A 22,190-nucleotide genomic window follows, 5' to 3' on the forward strand; every position below is an offset into this window, starting at 1 on the left:
TAGGCATTTGATATAAGCGGGCAGCGCTATGTTAAACGCTTAGTTACAGCAACTAGAACGTATACGCAACGCTAAACTTTACACTCCTTGGCATGATATAGCGGCCGTTAGGTGAATCTGGGTTACGTGGATCCCCCTCGGTGATCCCTTGTTTATCAGTAAGATTATCTACCGCTAGTTGTAATTTTACGCCCTCTGTTGGCTCTACGATAAGGCCAATATCAAGCTTTTCGTAGCCCTCTAACACGACAGTATTTTCATTATCGCCAAAACGGTCGTCTACAGCTGAGAGTGTGCCATACAAGGTGGCATACATACCTGACATTTCAAAGTCGTAGCTTGGTGTAACGCGCAGCATCCAATCTGGTTGGCGCTGTGCTTTATTTCCCTCATTTGTTGGGCTTTCAGTAATTTCAGTGTCTTGCCAAGTGGCATTCAAGTTTATCGATAAACCCGATTCATGGTTGTAGCTGTAATCAAGTTCTACACCGGTTGCTTCATTGGTTAGAATTTCCGCAGGTATACCTGGGCGTCTTACAAACGTGTCGCCTTTTACTTCGTTGGTAAATAAAGTAACAAAGAGGTCGCCGGTTTCACCCATATATTTATAGCCAAGCTCAGCTTGTGTGACTTCTTTAATCAGCGACTCGCCCGATTCATAGGTGCTATAGTTGTCTCTGAAGTCGTCGAAATAAGGCATTTTGTAGCCTTTGTTCATACGCACAAAAACACCTGAATCTAAGCTCAAACTATAGTCAGCGCCTAAGGTCCATGAAGTCTTGCGCTCATCATAGTCAACCGCTTTTGTGATCACTCCGTCTAAATCTTCATCTACAGAGTATTCTACCTCGTGCTGCTCACTACGCAGGCCTAAGTCTAATTTAAGCGCTTCAGTAGCTTGGTAACTATGAGTGGTATAAACTGCCCATGTCGTGGCATCACCAGAACTGTTAATGTCGTAGTTGAAGGCGCAACCGGCAACATCGCTATTACACGCGATACCATTCAATGCTTCGCCACCTTGTTCCAAAACGTGGTAGGCGGTATTGCCTAAGCTCCACCAGTCTTTTGCAGAAGTAGTTGCTGTATAAATACCAAAGGCACTTGACCAATCACCAAAGGTTTTGCTTAAGGCTAAGTCATTGGTGAAAGCTTCGATATCTTTTAATACAACCCAGCGACCATATTGTTGTACCATGGTATCACCCGCGTATTCATCGCCCGTGACGCTACCTGTTGCGGTTTCACCATTGTCCGCCACTTCACTTAAACGCATGGCACTGCCAGCAGGCACAAGGCCTAGTGTATTTGCATCGCCTTGCGTTAAGCTAAAGCGGTCATTTAACTGCCAACCATTTTTGAATTCTACTTTTAAGCTACCTCCAGAAACATGGCCTTTCCAGCCGCGACCATCACCCATATCTACGCTCATCGGTGCATTTGCATCACCGACATAAATAATAGCTTTGCGATTATTCGTTCCCAGCTGAGTAAAGCCCGCATCCACACCCTCAACATTAAGTGGGGTTGGCAGATACCATGCGCCTCTGTCATCAGTTTGACGGGTATAAAGGTTAAATTCACCATCAGCAAACTCTTTGGTTAGGTTTATGGTAAATTGATGGCCTTTTTCTGAGGTAAAGCCCGCATCACGGATCCCAGAAGAGCGTTTGATATAGCCGCCAACCATGTAGTAAAGATCATTGGAGATCTCACCACTTAACACGCCGTCAATGCGGTTAAGACCATAGTCTGTGGTGGTATATTTAAACGTCCCTTCGGTGTCGGCTTGGCCGCGTTTAAGTTGAAAGTTAGTTGTTAAGCCCGGCTGACCATTAGACACCACGGGGTTTGGTCCACCACGCAGGCCTTCCATCATACTGATGGTTTCATCGAGTCTGAAAATCGAGGTGTTTTCTAAAAATGAGAGCGTTGGCGCGGGATATATAGGACTGCCTTGCAAACTAACCGTTAAGAATGGTGCATCCCCACCGCCTGGAAAGCCGCGAACAAAAACGTTGGCACCGGATTCACCTCCTGAACTTTCAACCCAGATCCCAGGCACCGCTTTAAGCAAGTCAGCGGTACTTTTGGGGGCGAGCTTATCAATTTGCACGGCATCGATGTTAGTCACAGCAAAGCTTGCATCAATTTTTCTGATCCCTGCGCCACCAGGTGTACCTGACACAATGATGGTTTCTACTTTTTCTTTGTTATTGTTCGGTTGTTGTTCAGCCTGAGCTGATGCGCTTAACGCAAGCGTTATAGCTGCAGCGATCAAGCTTAAGGAGTTAGTTTTTATCACGGCTAAAGCCCTCTTGTTGTTGTCATAGACTGGTATTTAACGACTGTCTATTTTTTAAAATAGATCTTAATGCAAACGTTTGCAATGATGTTGTTTAAAAATTTGTCATAAAATGATGGAAGGCGTTACAAATTTACAGTGATTGCTTATCTTTTCTGCTTGGTTAGGGTAGGAGATTCAATTAGTTATGGTTTAAGTATCAAAAAATTGTAAGAATAGCGATGTAATAACGTGTGCTAAGAAGGGGTTTGCGATGGGAACAACACAATTAAAGCTATCGGATCTAGCAAGGCTAGCTGGAGTCTCTACCTCCACAGCTTCCCGTGCACTCAATGATAACCCTCTGATAAAAAAGGAAACTCGAGAGCGCATTCAGGCGCTTGCAAAAGAGCATCACTTTAGCGTTAACGCGGCGGCTAGTCGCTTACGGATGCAAAAAACCAAAGTCATTGCCGTTATTATCAATCTCGAAGCCGAAACCAAACAATCCGTCGATGACCCATTTTTACTTAAAGTAGTGAGCGATATTAATCGTGCGGTGAACCGAAAAGGGTACGAGTTATTACTCTCTAATTCTTATATGGCAGGGGAAGACTGGCATGGTTATTTTATTTCTGGCCGTCGAGCCGATGGAGTTATCGTTGTCGGGCAAGGCAAGGAGCAAGCACGAATTGAACGTGCTGCAAGAGCTGGCACGCCGATCGTGGTATGGGGCGACCCTAAAACTTCTGCAAATTATCCTATCGTTGGTAGTGACAATTTTATTGGTGGCCTTAGCGCAACGGAGCACTTAATTGCCAAGGGAGCGTCTAAACTTCTATTTTTGGGCGATCCGGGCCATGCCGAACTCGGTGAGCGCTATCGCGGATTTTGCCATGCGGTGGAAAAAGCCAAGGTAGAAGCGCAAATGATTAAAATCGACATTACTTCAGAGGCTGCCTACGCGAGTATAAACGCTTTGTTGCGAGCACAAGGATTAACCTTTGATGGGATCTTTGCGTGTAGTGATATGGTCGCGCTTGGGGCACTAAAAGCGCTAAAAGAGCGTTACGTTAGCGTACCAAATGACGTACGAATAGTCGGATTTGACGACATAGCCATGGCACAGATCAGCTTCCCTGCGCTATCTACGATTAAACAAGACACCAATGCAGCGGCACAGTTATTGGTGGAAAAGCTGCTCTCTCAGCTAAGTGGTGAGACATGTGCGTCTCAAGAGGTGCCGTCATTATTAGTGATCAGACAGTCTAGTTAAAGCAGCACAATATGCGATAACAATCATTAGCTTAAATTGTTTTGATGTGATTTGAAATGCAAACGATTGCAAAAATAAGAAAGTCTGTCTAGACTAAAAAGGAATCACAGTGTTTTAACGAGAATAACAATGAATCGAGCACGTATCATACTTGCCATGGCCGTTAGTTACTTCCTATTTGCTATTTTGCTCAATAGCGTAGGGACGGTCATCTTGCAGTCTATTCATAGCTTTGGCATTACAAAAGCGCAGGCCGCCACCTTAGAGGCATTTAAAGATCTTCCCATCGCCATCGTTTCATTTCTGGTTGCGTCGGTTATCCCCAGGGTTGGATTTAAAATTGCTTTGACCGCAGTGCTCGCGGGCGTGGCATTGATTTGCAGTATCACACCTATGGTCGCTGAGTTTTGGATTCTTAAACTAGTATTTGCTTGCGTGGGTGCGGCATTTGCGGTGGTCAAAGTGTCGGTTTATGCGCTCGTTGGCCAAGTCACTGAAGGAAGCAACCAACATTCAAGCCTGCTTAATTTTATTGAGGGCGTGTTTATGTTAGGGGTCCTCGGCGGTTATTGGATTTTTGCGGCGTTTATTGACAGCGGCGATAACTCTCTTGGCTGGTTAAACGTCTATTTCGTGTTAGCTGTGCTGAGCGCGTTCACCGCATTTATTGTTTGGATCTCCCCAATTGCAAAGCCAGAGCCAACGCAAGCCACCGAGTCTAGTGTCTCTGCATTTATAGCGATGTTAAAGCTTGTGGCTAAGCCCCTTGTGCTGGTATTTGTGATTTCCGCATTTTTATACGTATTGATAGAGCAGAGTATAGGCACTTGGCTGCCTACTTTTAATAATGAGATCTTGTCATTACCGGTGAATATTAGCGTGCAAATTACCAGTGTTTTTGCTGCTTGCTTAGCACTCGGTCGGCTCGGTGCCGGCGTTGTGCTCACCAAAGTACATTGGTATGTGGTGTTAAATGTTTGCCTTGCCGCTATGGCAGGATTAGTGATTTTAACGTTACCGATGACTGAGGGTATTGAGAAAACGCTTATTTCTTCGTTATTTGACGCACCCCTTGTGGCTTTTCTCATGCCGCTGATCGGTCTTTTTATGGCGCCTATTTATCCAGTGATTAATTCGGTAATGCTAAGTAGTTTACCCACTACACAGCACGCGTCGATGACAGGGCTAATCGTTGTATTTTCAGCGCTGGGTGGTAGCACGGGTTCAATGATCACAGGTTTAGTATTTCAACATTTTGGTGGTCAACAAGCGTTTTATGGGGCACTTATTCCCATGCTGGTGATTGCAGTGTGTTTATATTTCTTTAAATCGATGAGTGAGTCTAGCCAATCAAATCATGCTCACACGCCAAGTCAACAAAAGGTGAGCTGAGGTTTTACATGCAGTACCAATCAAACTTTTATTCCACAGAGATTTTTAAGGCGGTGCAAAGCGCTGGCCTGTTTTCAGACAGTAAGGTTTTTGCAGATGCCATCGCAAAAATTCCGCTTGCAGAGATAGAAAACCAGTATGTGATGCAAAAGCCGACGGGAGAGGCATTACTTAGATTTGTGCATGCGCATTTTGACTTTGTTGCCAACAAAGAATTAAATGCCTTACCCGATTTTACGAGTGCACAGCAGTATATCAGTGCGCTGTGGTCGCGTTTATCTAGAAAGCCGAGCACCGTTGCTAAGGGCTCCTTGCTACCTTTACCCCATCCGTATGTTGTACCGGGTGGACGTTTTAATGAGATTTATTACTGGGATAGCTACTTTACGGCACTTGGGCTTTTAGATGCGAACAGAAGCGATCTCGTTGAGGGAATGTTAGATAACTTTGTGAGTCTTATTGATCGTATTGGACATGTACCTAACGGCAATCGAGATTATTACCAAAGTCGCTCCCAGCCACCTGTAACGGCATTAATGGTTGATTTACTGTGGCAGGAAAAATCCCATGATAAGCAGTGGCTGTCGCGAGTTACTCAGGCATTACTGAAAGAGCATCAGTTTTGGCAGACCGGAGAGGATTTGAGTTGCACGGATAAAAAAGCGCAGTACCGAGTCGTCAACATGCCATGTGGGGGCAAACTGAATCGCTACTGGGATCCGCTTGCAGCGCCGCGCCCAGAGTCTTTTATTGAGGATATAGAATTAGCCGCAGCGGTTACGGACAGCGAAACCTTTTATCAGCACATTCGTGCGGCTTGTGAGTCGGGGTGGGACTTTAGTAGCCGTTGGTTAGCAAACGCTGACGATTTAGCGAGCATTCGTACAACAGACATTATCCCTGTGGATTTAAATGCACTACTAGTATTGCTTGAGTCGCAAATCGCACGTTGTTTTGAGAAATTAAACGAGCTAACGCAAGCGCAGTACTATGCCAATTTAGCGTCAAATCGCAGTGCACTGATACAGAAATATTGTTGGTGTGATAAAGAAGGCTGGTTTTACGATGTAGATCTTAATGATTATGCGCGTACCTCCGTTGAATCTCTAGCGGGCGTTGTGCCTATGTTTGCAGAGCTGGTTACACCTGAGCAGGCAGAGCATATTGGCAAAAAACTCGAGGCAGAGTTTTTGCAGCAAGGTGGATTGGTTAGTACCTTAGTCACTACTTCACAGCAGTGGGACAGTCCTAATGGCTGGGCACCACTTCAGTGGTTTGCGGTGTCAGGTTTAAGGGCATATGGTCAAAATCAACTCGCGAATAAGATTATGCAAGCATGGCTTTATGCTGTTGAAACCGGTTTTGAGCAAACCGGCTGTTTGCTTGAAAAGTACAATGTGGTTGAACCGGATAAACAGGCAAGTGGCGGAGAATATGTGGTGCAACAGGGCTTTGGCTGGACTAACGGAGTAACCAGTCGTTTTTATCGGCTTTTAGTGCCTGAAGTTGATAGTCCTTTGGTGTGATATTAAAGGCTTGTTTAAACGCTCGACTGAATTGGCTTGGATGCTTAAAGCCGAGTGCAAAACTAATTGCGGTGATCTGAATTCCTGCTTTTAGTTTTGCCTTTGCTTCAGTTAGTCTACGTGCTTGGAGCCACTGCTGTGGCGTCGTCGCAAATGACTTTTTAAATTGATTGAAAAAGCGACTTCTACTCATGCAGCTAAGTTTACAAAGCTTCTCTACATCTAATGGCTCGTCTAAATGAGTCTCCAAATAATGCACCGCTTGATACAAACCGTTTTGATCAGGCGTTTGTTTTACTGCGCCTAACAGCAGATCTCGGCTTTGTTGCTGTAGTAGTCTTGCAATTAGTTCGTCCATTGCCAAATCGATAAAGTATCCCCGCTCAGCCTCATTCTCACTGAACAGATGGAGCAATCGCCCCAAACAGTGCTGGGTTTGCCAGTTATGCTCGGTGTGCACCAGCTGCTTTTGATAATTAAAATCACTAGGAAGCGAAAGCGCTAACTTCTCGCTCACGGTATTAATTTTCTCTCGACTGATCTCAATTGCTAAACAGGTGGTGGGAGCGGATAAGCTGGCGTCGGGAAAGTCTATAAATACGGTTTGTTCTGGTGCCAATACGAAGCTTTGATGAGGTAAAAAGGGTTGGTGATAGTCGCAACTGTCTACGTGCATCACTTTTTTACCAGTGATCATCGCACAAAACAACACTTCATTAGAGGCGAGTTTGACTCTATTGGTACTTTCGTATGTGTCATAGACGCTAAGCTCTACCTGATTGGCGGCAAAACTTATTTTGTTTTCAACTAAGCGTTCGATACGACTGCGATGTTTAGAGATCTGCAAACAATGCACTCCTTCTCGGTTACTTTTGGACTGTGCGTATACATTCCGAGACCCTAAGTTAAGTTTTTAAAGGTGAATTTGACTAATGTCAAATATTAGTAAAAACAAAACTGGGACGAATGAAGCCCAAATAAATAACACAAGTTGCAGAGGTAAAAATGATATACGCAAATCCAAATACTGAAGGTGCAGTCGTCAACTTTAAGTCGCAATATCAAAATTTTATTGGTGGTGAGTGGACGCCACCCGTTGACGGCCAGTACTTCGACAATATTAGTCCTGTTAATGGCGAAGTGTTTTGTCAGATCCCGCGTTCAAATAATGCAGACATTGAACTGGCGCTTGACGCCGCCCATGCTGCAAAGGCGGCGTGGGGTAAAACTTCGGTCACTGAACGAAGCAATATATTACTCAAAATCGCAGACCGAATAGAAGCAAACCTTGAATATCTAGCGGTAGCCGAAACGTGGGATAATGGTAAAGCTGTACGTGAAACGCTAGCCGCTGATGTTCCGCTTGCTGCTGATCATTTCCGCTATTTTGCAGGTTGCATTCGTGCTCAAGAAGGAGCCATAGGTGAAATTGACGAGTCAACCGTGGCCTATCATTTTCATGAGCCTCTGGGCGTTGTGGGGCAGATCACCCCATGGAACTTCCCATTACTTATGGCCGCTTGGAAACTGGCACCCGCTCTCGCAGCTGGAAACTGCGTAGTGCTAAAACCTGCGGAGCAAACGCCTGCGTCTATTTTGTTGTTGATGGAATTAATCGCTGATTTATTACCAAGTGGTGTGGTTAATGTTGTAAATGGTTTCGGGAAAGAGGCTGGTGAAGCGCTTGCTACGAGTACACGTATCGCAAAAATTGCGTTTACAGGATCGACTCCTGTGGGCTCTCACATCCTAAAATGTGCTGCTGAAAATATCATTCCCTCAACGGTGGAGCTAGGGGGTAAGTCGCCTAATATCTACTTTAGTGATGTGATGCAAGCTGACGATGATTACCTAAGTAAGTGTATTGAAGGCGCGGTGCTGGCCTACTTTAACCAAGGAGAAGTATGTACTTGTCCATCGCGATTGCTCGTGCAAGAAGATATATACGATGACTTTATAGCCAAAGTCATCGAACGCACTAAGGCGATTAAACGCGGCAATCCGCTTGATACAGAAACCATGGTTGGTGCACAAGCCTCACAAGCTCAATTTGATAAAATTCTTAGCTATATTGATATTGGCAAGAAGGAAGGGGCTGAAGTGTTAATCGGTGGCGAAGTCGCAGAGCTTGGCGAGGGTTATCATAAAGGCTTTTATATTCAGCCGACGCTGTTAAAAGGGCATAACCAAATGCGGGTATTCCAAGAGGAAATATTTGGTCCGGTGATCTCTTTATGTACTTTTAAAGATGAAACGGAGGCGTTGGAATTGGCGAATAGCTCTGAGTTTGGTTTAGGTGCTGGGGTGTGGACTAGAGATATGAATCGCGCATATCAATTTGGTCGCCAAATCGAAGCGGGTCGCGTGTGGACTAACTGTTATCATATGTATCCTGCACACGCGGCATTTGGTGGTTATAAAAAATCAGGTATTGGCAGAGAAACTCACAAAAAAGCGCTGGATCATTACCAACAAACCAAGAACCTCTTGGTGAGCTATAGCACCAGTCCTTTAGGCTTTTTCTAATTTAATTATTATAGAAGTATTGAGTACTGACCATTGTGACAGTACTCAACCAGTCACCCGGTTAAGAAACGACTTTTAATGGCGTCGCTTGTTTATTAGCAAATGCTATCCTATATTCGAGTCCTTTGCCGGGCTCGCTGACGGTGTGTACATCTCCATCTAACCCTTGAGTCACCAAGTTATAGATAATATAAGCGCCAAGTCCCATACCGCCACTTCCTCTTTTGGTGGTATAAAATGGCTCGAATAACTTACTTAATTCAAGCTCCGACATGCCTTTACCATTGTCTTTATAAATAAGCTCAATGTGTTCATCATGTTTAAAGAATTCAATGGTGATCTCACCTTGTTCCGACTCTTTAAAGCCATGTGCAATGGAATTTGCGACTAAATTCGAAATGATCTGAAAAATAACACCGGGATAGGTCGTGGCGATAAGGCCGGGATCGCAATGAAACTTGATTTTATGGTCATGCTTTTTAATCTCTGGATTGAGCGCCGCGATGATCTCTTGAACATAATCATGGACATTAAAGGCCCTCACTTGCTCGCAAGATTGATCGACAGCGACTTGCTTAAAGCTATTAATTAAATTAGCGGTGCGTTGGAGGTTTTTTAATAGCAATTTGCAAGCGCCAGTAGAATCTGAAATAAAGTCCTCCAATACTCCGGTAGAGAGCACTTTGGTTTGGTACTTCATGGTGAGGTCGTCTAAGTGCTGCTGTAGATAAGTGGTGGAAGTTATGCCAATCCCGATGGGGGTGTTGATTTCGTGTGCAACACCCGCAACCAAATCGCCAAGCGATGCCATTTTCTCTCGTTCAAGTAATTGCGTATGAGTACGGTTGAGATAGGCAACGGTTTCTTCTAGCTTTTGATTGGTCTCGACTAGTGAGCGAGTGCGCTCACTCACTAACTCTTCTAACTGCTCTTTATGTTGTTTTAACTCTTGTAAGATTTGCATTCCTTCAACTAGTAAAAACCCTAAAGCGACGATATAGGCCATTAACCTTAAAATATGCCAGCCCCACCAAGCGGTATCCCACAACTTGGATTGCTCGAACATAATAGCGGCTGCGCCAAATAGGAAACAATGTAAGCAAAAGAGCAAATCGCTCACATTATGAGAGTCGCGATATACAAGGAGAATTTTAACTGCGGCGACAAAAAACATAGTACCGCCAATGACGTTGAGCGCCATCGCCGTACCAGTAAAGTGACCTTGCTCAACCATGTGTGGTAAATCCGTAGGGTAAGCTAGGCTCATGGTGCCGATGATGATAGCGGCTGTGCATGCGCTGATCAGCCAATAGCGGTTTTTAAACCAAGTAAATCGGCTGTGAGCAAGCAGGGTGATAAAAGTGAGACCACCAAAGAAAGTCGCGATACTGTGAAGCCAAACGAAGGTTTGGCCAACATTTACGGCGGCATGGAATCCATCTAAGATCCCCATTACCAGCAGCGCCGTGGCGATTTCGATATTAAAACTTGTACCGGTGTTGTACTTTTCAAAAAATAACAACGCCAATGCAATGAAAAGGGCGACAGCGGAGCCGAAGGTTTCAACCACTGCATGCGCTTCTATCAGCGGCCAAGTTATATTATTAAGAAGCGTATTGCTCAGTAAAAGGGATGCGCCGTGGATAGTTAAGCTAACACCTATGATTATCCAGATCACAATGTGGGTGTTTTTATTTATATTCATGGAGGCTATTCCTTCGATTCACCTCCTTAAATCTAGTACATTTATTATGTAGATAAAGCATGCTGAGCATTTTTATCAGCTGGTATCAAGGTGCCAGCTGATACTTTCCAATGTTACTCGTTTCCAGAAGTGATGAGCTCGTCAGCCAAACTTGTTAAGTCAGGTAGCACGTAATCTGGTGTCTTTGCCAGTGGGTAGAGCTGCTTTTGTGGTCTTGCAATAAATGCTGTGTGCATGCCCGCGGCTTTTGCGCCGGCAACATCCCAGCCGTGAGCCGCCACCATTAGCGCTTGGTCTGGACGAATATTTAATTGCTGTAACGCCCATTCGTAGGCTCTAAGGTCGGGCTTATACACTTTGATGTCTTCAATACTCAAGCGTTGGTCAAAATAGGTAATTAGACCGGCATTTTCAAACTGCGCTTTAACCCCCGCATTCGATGAATTGGTTAAACTCACGAGTTTAAACCCAGCTTGCTTGAGCCGTTTTAGCGCGGGAATGACGTCTTTATGCGGGGGCAAAGAGAGCAGGGCGGGCACGATTGCTTGTTTAGCTTGTGAGTCAGTTATCGTTAGGCCTTTGTTCTTTGCAACCATTTGTAGCGCGGCAACGCCTATCTTGCCAAAATCTTGATAATCACCACTTACTGTAGTCACTAACGAGTGATGTAGCATAGTGGAAAACCAAAGGGGTAATAGGGGCTCATCGCCACCTAAAACTTGGCTAACCGGCTTATTCATTGACTCTAAATCAAGTAAGGTTTCATTGACATCGAAGAAAATAACTTCCGGGCGTTCAACCTTTGAGTTGGCTTGGCTAATATTCGGCATTAGGCCTCCTAACATAACGAATAGACTAATTAAGGTGCGTTTCATTGATAATTCCAATTTAGTTGCGATGAGAAGCAGTATATTTATTTGATAAATTTAAACAAAGCGCGCATATTCGAAAGCAAGATTCGAAAAAACTAAATCGACATGTATTCAATCGCTGAACTCGAAACATTCTTAGCTATTATTAAACATCAAGGAGTGGTTAATGCTGCGAAGCAATTGAGACTCTCGCCTGCGACAGTTAGTCATCGTCTTAACAAGTTAGAGCAACATTTAGGCATGACTTTGCTGTTTAGAGATAGTCGAACGCTAACATTGTCCCCAGCCGGAAGTACTTTTAGAGAGAGGGTGGAGCATATATTAGAGGCGCTTTATGATGCTGAGCACGAAATAGGTGCAAGGGGCTCAGCGGTGAGCGGGTTACTTCGTGTCACTATGCCGCCTTGGGTGTTTTCACAATTTGTGATGCCAAATCTAAGTCAATTTGAGCAAGCGCACCCGCAATTAGCACTCGATTTCCTGATCAACGATCAGTTTGTAAACATAGTTGAAGGTGCTCAAGATGTAGCGATACGCGTTGGACAATTGGCTGATTCTGGGTTGTTGGCGAGAAAACTATGCGATAACCATCGGATATTATGTGCAGCGCCGAGCTATATTGACCGCTATGGCATGCCTGATAATATCAGCGAATTACAAAACCACTTTTTTGTATGCTTACCTTGGCAACGAGAATTTAAGTTAAAAGAACCAAACGGTAGAATTGTACACTTTAACGCAAAAACTCGTTTTACGATTTCAAACTCAGACAATATGACTTCTGCTGCCCTAGCTGGGCATGGTATTGCAGTTAAATCTCACATTGCCATCAGAGATAACCTAAAAAGAGGTGAGTTAGTGCCTATAATTCCAGGTTGTCTCGAAAGTGACGACGCACCTATTTGGTTTGTCAGGTCTCAGCACTCGCTGAAGACACGCAAGGCAGAGGCATTCTATGAATTTATGAAGGCATTGTTCGAAAATAAGGGCTAATACTTTAGTCTGCTTGTGCTTTTAAACTAATAACTCTAAACTCCGTATTAAAATTAGAAACTAGCCAGCTTGATGATTGTAAAATCGAACTGGTAACACTGATAGCAAACGGAGCTGCTATGTTCAAATTCATTTCTTGGATTTTTTCTGTCACCGCATTTTCACTTACTCTATTCTTTATCGTGCAAGGTAGTTATATGCTTTGTTTAGTCATGCTACTTGCTGGATTGATAGCATTGCCAAAACATGAAAAAGAATTGCAACCACTAGGTATGAGATTACATGCTAAGCATTTTTCTCGGGAGTCTCGTTCACTTAGCTCAAAAGAGGTAATGAACTTTTTATTAGCATGCTCATTGGCTGGCGCTAGCCTTGCGTATCAATGGCATGTGGTAACAATATAGACTTTACTGAACTTAATATCTTGAGTGTTTATATACAGCCATGATCCGAGTTTCTCTTAATGGGATACTCGGATATTTTTCAATGCTACCCCCGAGATAGGGTTAGCCTGATATCACAAATAGTATAAAACATACATGATGTTTAAAATCCGCTCACTAGCTGTTAGATTGGTTTTAACTACCATAGCATGGAAGAGCAATTGAATGTCACAGCCGTTAAAATCCTCATCAATACGTGTTCAAGAGTTCCTAGCCAGTCATGGGCATAACTTCACCGTTACAGAGCTTGCAGACTCTACTCGTACCGCGAAAGATGCTGCAAATGCGATTGGTTGCACTGAGTCTCAAATCGCCAAGTCTCTGATATTTAAAGATAGCAATACTGAAAAGGCGGTCTTGATAATTGCTTCTGGTAGCAACCAAGTGTCCGTGAAAAAAGTGGAAGCAGCAATTAGGACCTGTTGATCTTTCAAGTTTGTTTTTGCAGCAGTTTGATTGGTATTTATACAAGGCAGAGCCAGCGTAGCATAGTCATTCTATGTAAGTCTGGCGATAAAGACTTTGTGCTCCTGCAAAGTCACCTTACCCCACATCCTTGTGGGGCAACACAGAAGAAATGCCAATCAAGCGCTGCCCTTTGGGTTCATCTGAGTGCGCTTTGTTCATTGTTGCTCAACTTTTGCCTAGATTACTAGGCGGCAAGTCGAGCGTCGCGACCAAAACACACTCAGAAGAACAAAAATCAAACAGCAAAGGTCTACAAGCCCTGATGTAAAGCTCGAAAAAGCGAATGCAAACTTTGTACGGGAAAAAACCGGTTTTGCCATTGGCGGTGTGCCTCCTGTGGCGCACACTGACTCTGTGTTGACGATAATTGATAAAGATTTAAAGCAATACGATCGTATTTGGGCTGCTGCAGGCACGCCCAACTCGGTTTTTGAGTTAAAAGCGCATGATCTAGATACGCTTACGGGTGGCACTTGGATAGATATTGCGAAGTAATCCTCAGTTCGTAATCGACCTTGTGTCTATGTGATCCATCTATCAGTCAACTTGGGGTGGTTATTAAGGTTTTCAACCAATAAAGTGCTTTCTAGATGAGAACAGCCCGATAGTCATTCAAAATAATCGTATTAATATCGCTCTCAAGGTAGTTGAATTTAAAAAAGTAAAGACACAGAGATACATGATAAACTTACCCCCAATAATTCAGTAGTATGACTATCTAAGATAATCGAGCTACTAGTCATAAGTGTGACCAAACGTGTGACCTTTTGATATTTGTGATGTGTATTTTAATCATAACTTTATGATATTTAGGGTTTAAGTGATTTATGTGTGAGCTTTTGGGGATGTCGGCGAACGTACCGACAGATATTTGTTTTAGCTTTTCTGGTTTGTTGGAGCGCGGTGGCAATACGGGTCCTCATAAAGATGGCTGGGGTATCACCTTTTACGAGGGGAAAGGATGTAGAACCTTTAAAGATCCAGAGCCTAGCTGTCAGTCTGAAATTGCTAAACTAGTCAAAGCATATCCGATTAAAAGCGTGTCTGTAATAAGCCATATTCGACAGGGAAATAGGGGACGAACTTGTCTTGAAAATACCCACCCATTCACTCGAGAATTATGGGGTCGGGAGATCACGTACGCCCACAATGGCCAGCTTTCGGACTATAAAGACTTAAAAACTGATTTCTACCGACCAGTTGGGAATACAGACAGTGAACTTGCTTTTTGTTGGATTTTGGACAAAGTACGAGAAAAATACCCAAGTCGTCCGTCAAACATGGTCTCAGTTTTCAGGTATATCGCAAAGCTAGCGCACACATTGAGAGACAAAGGGGTATTCAACATGTTGATAACCGATGGTATTTATGTGTTGGCGTATTGCACCAATAATCTACATTGGATAACCCGTAGAGCCCCATTTGGTAAGGCTACCTTAATTGATGCGGATATGGTGGTGGATTTTCAAAAGGAAACCACACCAGATGATGTTGTCACTGTTATTGCGACTCGACCGCTGACCAATGATGAACAGTGGCAGAAACTTGAGCCCGGCGAGTTTGCTTTATTCAAATTAGGTGAGAAGGTGTAGTTCTGAGTTTTTGCAAGCAAAGGCGGCCTAGTTGAGCCGCCTTGATGAATTAACGATGTAGCTATCAACTCTCTGATTTGGGTTGGTAGGTTTTAAGCTCTATCTGAAACTGCTCCATACCATCTTTACCTTTGTACATTTTAACCAGCATATGATCATAACTTGGTGCAAACCAAGCAATGGCTTGACGATCGCTATCATCATAAACGCGTTTAACTTTGATGGTTTTGACGTTGCCAAAAGGTAGAGTGATCATTTCCTCGCCAGCCACCTCAAAATCATAGCTTCGCTGGTCGCCTTTTTTGTCTATGATAGGATAGCTAAACTTGGTCTTTCCCGCCTTTAAATCCTCTCGCAGCTGTACTTGATAACTAATTAAATCTTGCTGATTCTCAAGCCACTTCACTTTCAGTGGATACTTTTCTTCACTGGAGGTAATTGCTTGGTTTTGATGATCAAACTTAATTTTGTAGCTTTTATCTGGACCAGTCCCTTCACGGGTCATACTGTAATGTAGTGGGCTGACGGTATGTTCAGCGACTTTAAACAATGATTCTTCAGTTCTTACATCTGAAAAAATCATCCATTCGATATCGCTTTTGTAACGTACAGCGTATGTTGCATCCGCTATTTTTGTGAGGTCTCGCGTGGCACTACCATGAACCTTACCTTTGCGTGAAACTTGGTATTCGGCGTGATATTCAGTGAGAGAGTTCGCAAATGTCGAAGTGGAAAGTAGAGCGCTAATACCAATTAGCACAGCGCTCCATTTTTTATTTTTCTGGGTACGGCGCACCTTGAACTGGTAAGGTTTTGTTATCAAAAACAGCATAGTCTGCTTCCATTGTTAGTCTTTGTTCGCTGAACCATTTGACCACCAAAGGATAAAGAATGTGTTCTTGCTTATGCACACGTTGCGCCAGTGACTCTGCCGTATCATCTGGAAGAACAGCGACCTTGGCCTGACAGACCACAGGACCACCATCTAACTCTTCTGTGACAAAGTGAACGCTAGCACCATGTTCTGCATCGTTTGCATCGATTGCTCTTTGGTGGGTGTTCAGCCCTTGATACTTAGGCAACAAAGAAGGATGAATGTTCAACATTTTTCCTCTAAATTTTTGCACCAAGTTTGGAGTTAGAATACGCATAAATCCAGCTAATACAACCAAATCTGGTGTAAAGCTATCAATTAGTTGACCAAGCGCAACGTCATACTCTTCACGAGATGCGTATTGCTTATGGTCTAAAACAGAAGTCGCTATACCAGCCTCTTGCGCTCTGGTTAGGCCGTATGCGTCCGCTTTATTACTAACAACGGCTGCAATTTCACCTTGAATATAGCCAGATTTGCAAGCATCAATGATTGCTTGCAAATTTGAACCACTACCAGAGATCAGAACAACAAGGCGAGTGGGTGCCATTACTCGGCACCACCTAAGATCTCAACTTGCTCTTCACCAGCCTGAGCGTCTTGAATTTCACCGATGTGCCAAGCGTTTTCGCCTTGTGCTTTCAGGATTTCAAGGCTTTGTTCAAGCTTATCAGCAGGAACAACTAAGATCATGCCAACACCACAGTTGAATGTGCGGTACATTTCGTGCGTTGCAATGTTACCGTTTTCTTGTAACCAGTTGAAGATTGCAGGCCATTGCCAGCTATCACCTTTAATCACCGCTTTTGCTGACTCAGGTAGCACACGAGGGATGTTTTCCCAAAAACCACCGCCAGTGATATGAGAAAGTGCGTGAACATCAACTTCTTTTAATAGCGCTAAGATTTGCTTCACGTAGATACGCGTTGGTTCTAGCAGGTGCTCGCCTAGGGTTCTGCCTTCGAACTCTGCGTTAGTGTCTGCGCCAGATACTTCTAGTACTTTACGGATTAGAGAGTAGCCGTTTGAGTGCGGACCGCTTGAACCTAGTGCAATTAGCTGATTGCCAGCCGCAACTTTAGTTCCATCAATGATTTTAGACTTTTCTACCACGCCAGTACAAAAGCCAGCCATATCGTAGTCATCGCCTTCGTACATGCCTGGCATTTCAGCCGTTTCACCACCGATAAGCGCACAACCAGAAAGCTCGCATCCTTTGCCAATACCAGATACTACATCTGCCGCAACATCAACGTCTAACTTGCCTGTAGCATAGTAGTCCAAGAAAAATAGGGGTTCAGCGCCTTGGACAATAAGATCGTTAACACACATAGCAACTAGGTCAATACCTACTGTGTCATGCTTTTTCAAATCGATAGCTAAGCGTAGCTTAGTACCAACACCGTCAGTGCCAGCAACCAAAACAGGCTCTTTATATCCGGTTGGGAGTTCGCATAGTGCACCAAAACCACCAATGCCACCCATTACTTCTGGGCGACGAGTTTTTTTCACTACGCCTTTAATTCTTTCGACCAATGCGTTGCCCGCATCGATGTCAACGCCAGCGTCTTTATAACTAAGAGACTGTTTTTGTTCGCTCACAGGTTTTCCTCAAAAGTTGCTAGATAGATTTGCTTAGAAACGCCGACATTTTACAACAATTGCATCTAGGCGGCTAGCGACTTTGCGAGAAACCCTAAGAATGTGGTCAAAGGTCCTCGATTTTGTATCTCGAACAGTATAAAGAAACGACAAAAACTTGATTGTTTATAACTGAATGTGATTTGCGTTAGATCAATACTCAAAGAAGGTGGCAGCGTACTATGGAAACAGGCCCAATCAGACAGTAACTTCAAAAAATGTATTCGAAATCACTGTCACTAACGGCGCATTGATTGGGTCTACCCTAAACTCAAATGCATTTTCAGCCTTAATCTGAGATTTATACCCAAACTCAGATTACCTAGCTATTTATGGGAATAAAACGATGAATATTGAACGCCACAGCCTAGCTAAAGAACTGCCAGAGTTTAAAGACAGAATTCATGAATTAAAACTGTCTGATGGACATTTCTCAAAACTTTTTAAAGATTATCATGAAGTAGACAATGAAGTTATTCGAATTGAAGACGGTGTAGAGCACTCAAGTGATGAGTATCTTGAGTCACTGAAGAAAAAGAGACTGTGGTTAAAAGATCAACTTTACCGAATTCTAAAAAGTGCAGACTAACTTTTAATCAAGGCCAACTGGTCTATGTGAGCGGGCTGCCAAGTCCGCTACTAAATTCCCCACCAATTGTTGAATAATTTAGCCTGTCCCGAGCAAGGGCAGATTTATAATCTATACTCTAACCATTGTATTCCATGCACGACGACTCCTTTGATTGCACTTATATTAGTATTAGCTGGCAGCTTTATCATGGGATTAGCTTTTTCACCGGCCTTTAAAATATGTCGATTAACCTCTTCGGTCGGGTGGCGAGTGTTGTTAATTCTTATGGCTCTGTTTGAACTCGGATACTTGAGCTTTGCCTACTTTCTGTACGATCACAATAGCGCTAGTTTCATTGAGCAAGGCTTAAGTTTAATCCTGTTTCTTGGCTCCATTTTTGTTTTTGTGGTGAATTGTCTAAGTCTAACAAGTCTGCAAGAATTAAATGAAATTGCAACGCAGGCCAAATATAACGCTGAACATGATTTTTTAACGGATTTAGAGAATCGCCAGCGCTGCATTGACGCCATTAATGAACGTAAGCATCAGCAGCTCGACTTTAGTGTTATCTTGGTTGATCTGAATAATTTTAAGCAGATCAACGATGCAAAAGGGCACTTCTTTGGTGATAAATTGTTGGTGGAACTTGCACACAAAATGCGTGCAGCACTGCTTCCTCGTAGCAAGTTATATCGCATGGGCGGCGATGAATTCATTATCCTGATGGACGTTACAGACGTAAACTGTATTTACTCTCAAAACAATGCACTACTGAGCGAGTTAAAGTCTGGGATAGAAATTGAGGAGTTACAACTGGATGTGACCTACAGCGCAGGAGCAAGCTTATGGACTAAATCGCGCCAACTTGATGTGTTTGACCTTTTGAAGCAAGCTGATATCGCCATGTATTCGGCCAAGCATAGCCGTCAAAGCATCGTCATTTTTGATGAAGAGCTTCATGAGGGAATTGAGGCCGAGTTCCAACTTTTAGCTAATCTCAAAGTTGCGCTCGCTCGAGGTGAATTGGCGCTCTATTATCAACCGATAGTGTGTTCTCAAAGTGGTGATATTCATGGAGTAGAAGCGCTATTAAGGTGGCCTCAGCCCGACGGTACAATGATAATGCCAGATCAGTTTATTGAGTTAGCGGAGCGTAATAATCTTATCCGGCAGCTGAGTGCATTTGTGATTAACCGTGTATTCCAAGACCTTGCAATATTGATTGAAATAGATGACAAGTTAGTTGTGCATATCAACCTTTCCTGCCAAGATTTTGCTGAACAGAATCTAATTAATACCCTTGCCATGCTACTGGATACTCACCGAGTAGACCCAACTCATATAGTATTTGAGCTTACAGAAAGCACCGTAATGGAAGAAGTGGAAAAAGCGAGAAGCCTAATTGAAACATTAATAGATATGGGATTTGCAGTGAGTATTGATGACTTCGGCACTGGTTTTTCTTCATTTTCTATTTTAAAAGAGTTACCAATTTCGCAGATCAAAATAGACGGTTCGTTTGTAAGGCTAAGTCATGAAAGTGAAAAAGATCAAGCCATAGTAGAAACCAGTATGTTTTTAGCACGTAAATTGAACTGCAGTATTGTTGCTGAGGGTGTTGAAAGCGATGCTTGTTTGCAGTATTTGTATAGCTTGAATTGTCCGTATATTCAGGGCTTTCAGATATGTGAACCACTTTCGCTAAGCGAATGCGTAAAGTGGATTAATTCCCAGAATATGGTGAAAGGCGCAATGAAAAGGTTAGACGGATGAGGTCTATAACCTCTCTCTGCAAAAAGCTTGATATCCAGATATACGAATAAATTGCTGTCGACTAGAAAGTTAACATCGGCTTAGGTGGGATAAAACCGTACATTTGTTCAAATCCAGGGATCTCTGTTTCCCATATTGGGGTTTCTTCACCGATATATGCACGGAATGCATCAAGAAACAGCCTAGTTCTGACTGGTAAATCACGATGAGGATAGAGCGCATACATCGCAGCAAAATCGACCAGTTTTGTGTTAGTTAAAATCGGTTGTAATTTGCCTTCAGTAATTTCTTTACCGACTAGAAAGGCTGGTGCAACAATATAACAGGTACCAGACAGCACACTTTCCATCAATGTATCTCCGTCGTTGGTTCTGAAGATACTCTTTACAGGCATTTGCTGCTCGATGCCTTGCTCGTCTTGATAGGTGATACTGGTAAACCTTAACGCATCACTGGCGTAGGTTGCTGCAGGTAATTCGCTGAGCTCCTCAAGCGAGTTTGGCGTGCCATGAGTTTTTAAGAACGTCGGGCTTGCTAATATGAGCAATCGATTGCGTGCAATTCTGCGGGCGATAAGTGATGAATCTTTCGGCTCGCCGACACGAAAAGCTAAATCAAAGCCTTCACCCACTAAGTCCACGAGTCTGTCTTCAAGCCTAAGTTCAACCTCAACATGAGGAAAACGTTTTTGAAAGTCATTGATAACAGGTTGTACGTAGCGTCGACCTACCACAGTAGAGCTGGCAATTTTAAGCAAACCTTTAGGCTCGGTGTGATAATTCTGTGCGATGCGCTGAGTGTCGTTTAGTAGCAGCCTTAGCTCTTCTGCTTTTTTTACCATCTCGGAACCTGCAGAGGTGAGCGAAAAGGAACGAGTCGTACGATTCATTAATCTTACACCGAGTTCTTCTTCCAGCTTGGTCATCTGCTTAGAAATGACAGAGCGATCGATATTTCTCAGTTGTGCGGCACTGGCAAAGGAACCACGTTCCACAACGTCTAAAAAGATTAATAATCTGCTGCTAATATCCATAATGCGAGAAAGTTCACTAAGACTGATGCCATTGTGACACTAAACAATTGGAATTGCGAGGGGCATATTTACACTAATAAAGTTGTGGCAACATGCTAACAATGGTTTAATGAATTTAGTCTCACTACTTTATTTTTAACCTAACGCAAAGGCATATGATGAAAGCAGTCCGATTCAATCACACAAATGGACTTACCTTCGAGCAGGGAGAAATTAACTTACCTGAGGCAACCGATGATCAAGTCTTGGTCAAAGTTGAATACGTTGGTTTAAGCTTTATCGATACCAAAGTGGCGAATTGTCCCTGTGAAGAAACACCGAATAGAGTGTTTGGTGTGGATGCTGTGGGTGTTGTGGAAAAAGCATGTAAAACGGGATTTCCAGAACCAGGTACGCGGGTTTTTTGGCATGGAGACATTCGAGAGCAAGGCACGATGAGTGAATTTGCCTTGGTGCCAAGTCACGCACTTACTGTACTACCAGAAAATGTTGATGGTAAGCTCGCCTCAGCGGCAATCGCACCTGCTATGTGTGCATTGATTGCGCTATTTAAGCTTCAACTGAATACAGGTGATACGATTTTAATCGAATCAGCTCATCATCCAGTTGGCCAAATGGCAATACAATTTGCCAAACAGGTGGGGCTTGGGGTGGCGGCATGTTCCGAGTCTAAATATAAAAAGCTGCTTGAAAAGCTAGGTGCAGATCTCGTGTATACCCAGTCTGACTTTGCCGGCTTAGCCGATGCTCTGCAGCTTCATTTTGGCGCAGCAGAGGTGCAAGGCGCACTAGATTTAACAGGTACACATACCCAACAATTGATTGCGCATTTGATATTTTGTGGTCGAGTAAGTTGCTTAGCGGGATTACCTGCTATTGAGCAACACCTCTTAATGAAGAAAGCGCCAAACATAGGCATTGTTTCTTTGTGTGGTAGTTGGCTTTCCAATAGTGTTTGTGCGCAGCAGAGAATGGCATTCATCGGAAATACTCTGGCTGAAAAGCTTGAAAAAAATGAAATTACTTTGCAGCAACTTGAATCAATTTCACCGCAGCATGATGCGATAATTGAAACGCTGAAAAAGCTAGAAAACAACGATAACATCACGTTTTTTGCGGCAGATATGAATCTGTAGCCCCCATCAGTAGCGATAATTTATCCTCTTCACGCAACAATACTGAGCCTGGCAATATTCGCTGGGCTCAGCGTCCAAATAAATT

General features: G+C 43.5%; 20 protein-coding genes. 12 read left to right on the forward strand and 8 right to left on the reverse strand.

The features are described from left to right. Positions 1-52: 52 nt before the first annotated feature. Positions 53-2,305 (reverse strand): TonB-dependent receptor, encoded by a 2,253-nt coding sequence (locus tag L3V43_RS10770; RefSeq protein WP_237116551.1) that lies wholly within the window; start codon positions 2,303-2,305, stop codon positions 53-55. Between the two features lie 253 nt (positions 2,306-2,558). On the opposite strand from L3V43_RS10770, the gene L3V43_RS10775 reads away from it, so the two are divergent. The 3 genes from L3V43_RS10775 to L3V43_RS10785 all read left to right on the forward strand — a co-directional run bounded on the left by L3V43_RS10775 (position 2,559) and on the right by L3V43_RS10785 (position 6,478). Beyond that, positions 2,559-3,560, forward strand: coding sequence for a substrate-binding domain-containing protein (locus tag L3V43_RS10775; RefSeq protein ID WP_102057002.1), 1,002 nt, complete (start codon positions 2,559-2,561; stop codon positions 3,558-3,560). A 129-nt stretch (positions 3,561-3,689) separates the two neighbouring features. Beyond that, on the forward strand, positions 3,690-4,952 hold the full coding sequence (locus L3V43_RS10780; RefSeq protein WP_010605073.1) for an MFS transporter: 1,263 nt from the start codon (positions 3,690-3,692) through the stop codon (positions 4,950-4,952). Positions 4,953-4,960: 8 nt separating this feature from the next. After that, a complete protein-coding gene (locus L3V43_RS10785) occupies positions 4,961-6,478 on the forward strand; it encodes a trehalase family glycosidase (protein ID WP_237116550.1) in 1,518 nt (505 codons plus the stop codon). Here L3V43_RS10785 and L3V43_RS10790 read toward each other — a convergent pair. Continuing rightward, the gene (locus L3V43_RS10790) at positions 6,414-7,325 is read right to left on the reverse strand and encodes an AraC family transcriptional regulator (RefSeq protein ID WP_237116549.1); all 912 of its coding nucleotides are present in this window, start codon (positions 7,323-7,325) and stop codon (positions 6,414-6,416) included. The genes L3V43_RS10785 and L3V43_RS10790 overlap by 65 nt on opposite strands. Positions 7,326-7,483: 158 nt before the next feature. On the opposite strand from L3V43_RS10790, the gene L3V43_RS10795 reads away from it, so the two are divergent. After that, positions 7,484-9,004: an aldehyde dehydrogenase family protein gene (locus tag L3V43_RS10795; RefSeq protein WP_237116548.1), complete on the forward strand. Its 1,521-nt coding sequence runs from the start codon at positions 7,484-7,486 to the stop codon at positions 9,002-9,004. A 61-nt stretch (positions 9,005-9,065) separates the two neighbouring features. Here L3V43_RS10795 and L3V43_RS10800 read toward each other — a convergent pair whose 3' ends face one another. Both L3V43_RS10800 and L3V43_RS10805 read right to left on the reverse strand, forming a co-directional pair. Further along, entirely contained in the window at positions 9,066-10,709 is a 1,644-nt protein-coding gene (locus L3V43_RS10800; RefSeq protein ID WP_206470972.1) for a HAMP domain-containing sensor histidine kinase, read from the reverse strand. Positions 10,710-10,822: 113 nt separating this feature from the next. After that, positions 10,823-11,539, reverse strand: a complete 717-nt coding sequence (locus L3V43_RS10805; protein ID WP_237116547.1) for a haloacid dehalogenase type II — start codon at positions 11,537-11,539, stop codon at positions 10,823-10,825. A gap of 147 nt (positions 11,540-11,686) precedes the next feature. Here L3V43_RS10805 and L3V43_RS10810 point away from each other — a divergent pair, with 147 nt between their 5' ends. The 5 genes from L3V43_RS10810 to L3V43_RS10830 all read left to right on the forward strand — a co-directional run bounded on the left by L3V43_RS10810 (position 11,687) and on the right by L3V43_RS10830 (position 15,077). Then, a complete protein-coding gene (locus tag L3V43_RS10810; protein ID WP_237116546.1) occupies positions 11,687-12,574 on the forward strand; it encodes a LysR family transcriptional regulator in 888 nt (295 codons plus the stop codon). A 119-nt stretch (positions 12,575-12,693) separates the two neighbouring features. Beyond that, the gene (locus tag L3V43_RS10815; RefSeq protein ID WP_010605066.1) at positions 12,694-12,978 is read left to right on the forward strand and encodes a hypothetical protein; all 285 of its coding nucleotides are present in this window, start codon (positions 12,694-12,696) and stop codon (positions 12,976-12,978) included. Between the two features lie 204 nt (positions 12,979-13,182). After that, positions 13,183-13,443 carry a YbaK/EbsC family protein gene (locus tag L3V43_RS10820; RefSeq protein ID WP_237116545.1) on the forward strand — a complete coding sequence of 87 codons (261 nt, stop codon included), beginning with the start codon at positions 13,183-13,185 and terminating at the stop codon, positions 13,441-13,443. 360 nt (positions 13,444-13,803) lie between these two features. After that, complete coding sequence (locus L3V43_RS10825; RefSeq protein ID WP_237116604.1) at positions 13,804-13,980, forward strand: YbaK/EbsC family protein; 177 nt, start codon at positions 13,804-13,806, stop codon at positions 13,978-13,980. Between the two features lie 332 nt (positions 13,981-14,312). Continuing rightward, positions 14,313-15,077: a class II glutamine amidotransferase gene (locus tag L3V43_RS10830; RefSeq protein ID WP_010605063.1), complete on the forward strand. Its 765-nt coding sequence runs from the start codon at positions 14,313-14,315 to the stop codon at positions 15,075-15,077. A 64-nt stretch (positions 15,078-15,141) separates the two neighbouring features. Here the strand turns inward: L3V43_RS10830 and L3V43_RS10835 are convergent, their stop codons facing one another. The 3 genes from L3V43_RS10835 to purM are packed head-to-tail and all read right to left on the reverse strand — an operon-like array spanning position 15,142 to position 17,553. After that, positions 15,142-15,837, reverse strand: coding sequence for a DUF3108 domain-containing protein (locus tag L3V43_RS10835; RefSeq protein WP_019647394.1), 696 nt, complete (start codon positions 15,835-15,837; stop codon positions 15,142-15,144). A 13-nt stretch (positions 15,838-15,850) separates the two neighbouring features. After that, entirely contained in the window at positions 15,851-16,501 is a 651-nt protein-coding gene (purN, locus tag L3V43_RS10840; RefSeq protein ID WP_017219541.1) for a phosphoribosylglycinamide formyltransferase, read from the reverse strand. After that, on the reverse strand, positions 16,501-17,553 hold the full coding sequence (purM, locus tag L3V43_RS10845) for a phosphoribosylformylglycinamidine cyclo-ligase (protein WP_237116544.1): 1,053 nt from the start codon (positions 17,551-17,553) through the stop codon (positions 16,501-16,503). The genes purN and purM overlap by 1 nt, the downstream gene beginning before the upstream one ends. 385 nt (positions 17,554-17,938) lie before the next feature. Between purM and L3V43_RS10850 the strand changes: the two genes are divergently transcribed. Beyond that, positions 17,939-18,181: a DUF465 domain-containing protein gene (locus L3V43_RS10850; protein ID WP_010373888.1), complete on the forward strand. Its 243-nt coding sequence runs from the start codon at positions 17,939-17,941 to the stop codon at positions 18,179-18,181. 252 nt (positions 18,182-18,433) lie between these two features. Beyond that, on the forward strand, positions 18,434-19,936 hold the full coding sequence (locus L3V43_RS10855) for a bifunctional diguanylate cyclase/phosphodiesterase (RefSeq protein WP_233525162.1): 1,503 nt from the start codon (positions 18,434-18,436) through the stop codon (positions 19,934-19,936). 61 nt (positions 19,937-19,997) lie between these two features. Here the strand turns inward: L3V43_RS10855 and L3V43_RS10860 are convergent, their stop codons facing one another. Next, entirely contained in the window at positions 19,998-20,969 is a 972-nt protein-coding gene (locus L3V43_RS10860) for a LysR substrate-binding domain-containing protein (protein WP_010605058.1), read from the reverse strand. 155 nt (positions 20,970-21,124) lie between these two features. Here L3V43_RS10860 and L3V43_RS10865 point away from each other — a divergent pair, with 155 nt between their 5' ends. Continuing rightward, positions 21,125-22,105, forward strand: a complete 981-nt coding sequence (locus L3V43_RS10865) for a zinc-binding dehydrogenase (protein WP_233525161.1) — start codon at positions 21,125-21,127, stop codon at positions 22,103-22,105. Positions 22,106-22,190: the final 85 nt, after the last annotated feature.

This window comes from Pseudoalteromonas sp. L23 (assembly GCF_021728455.1).
Classification (GTDB): domain Bacteria; phylum Pseudomonadota; class Gammaproteobacteria; order Enterobacterales; family Alteromonadaceae; genus Pseudoalteromonas.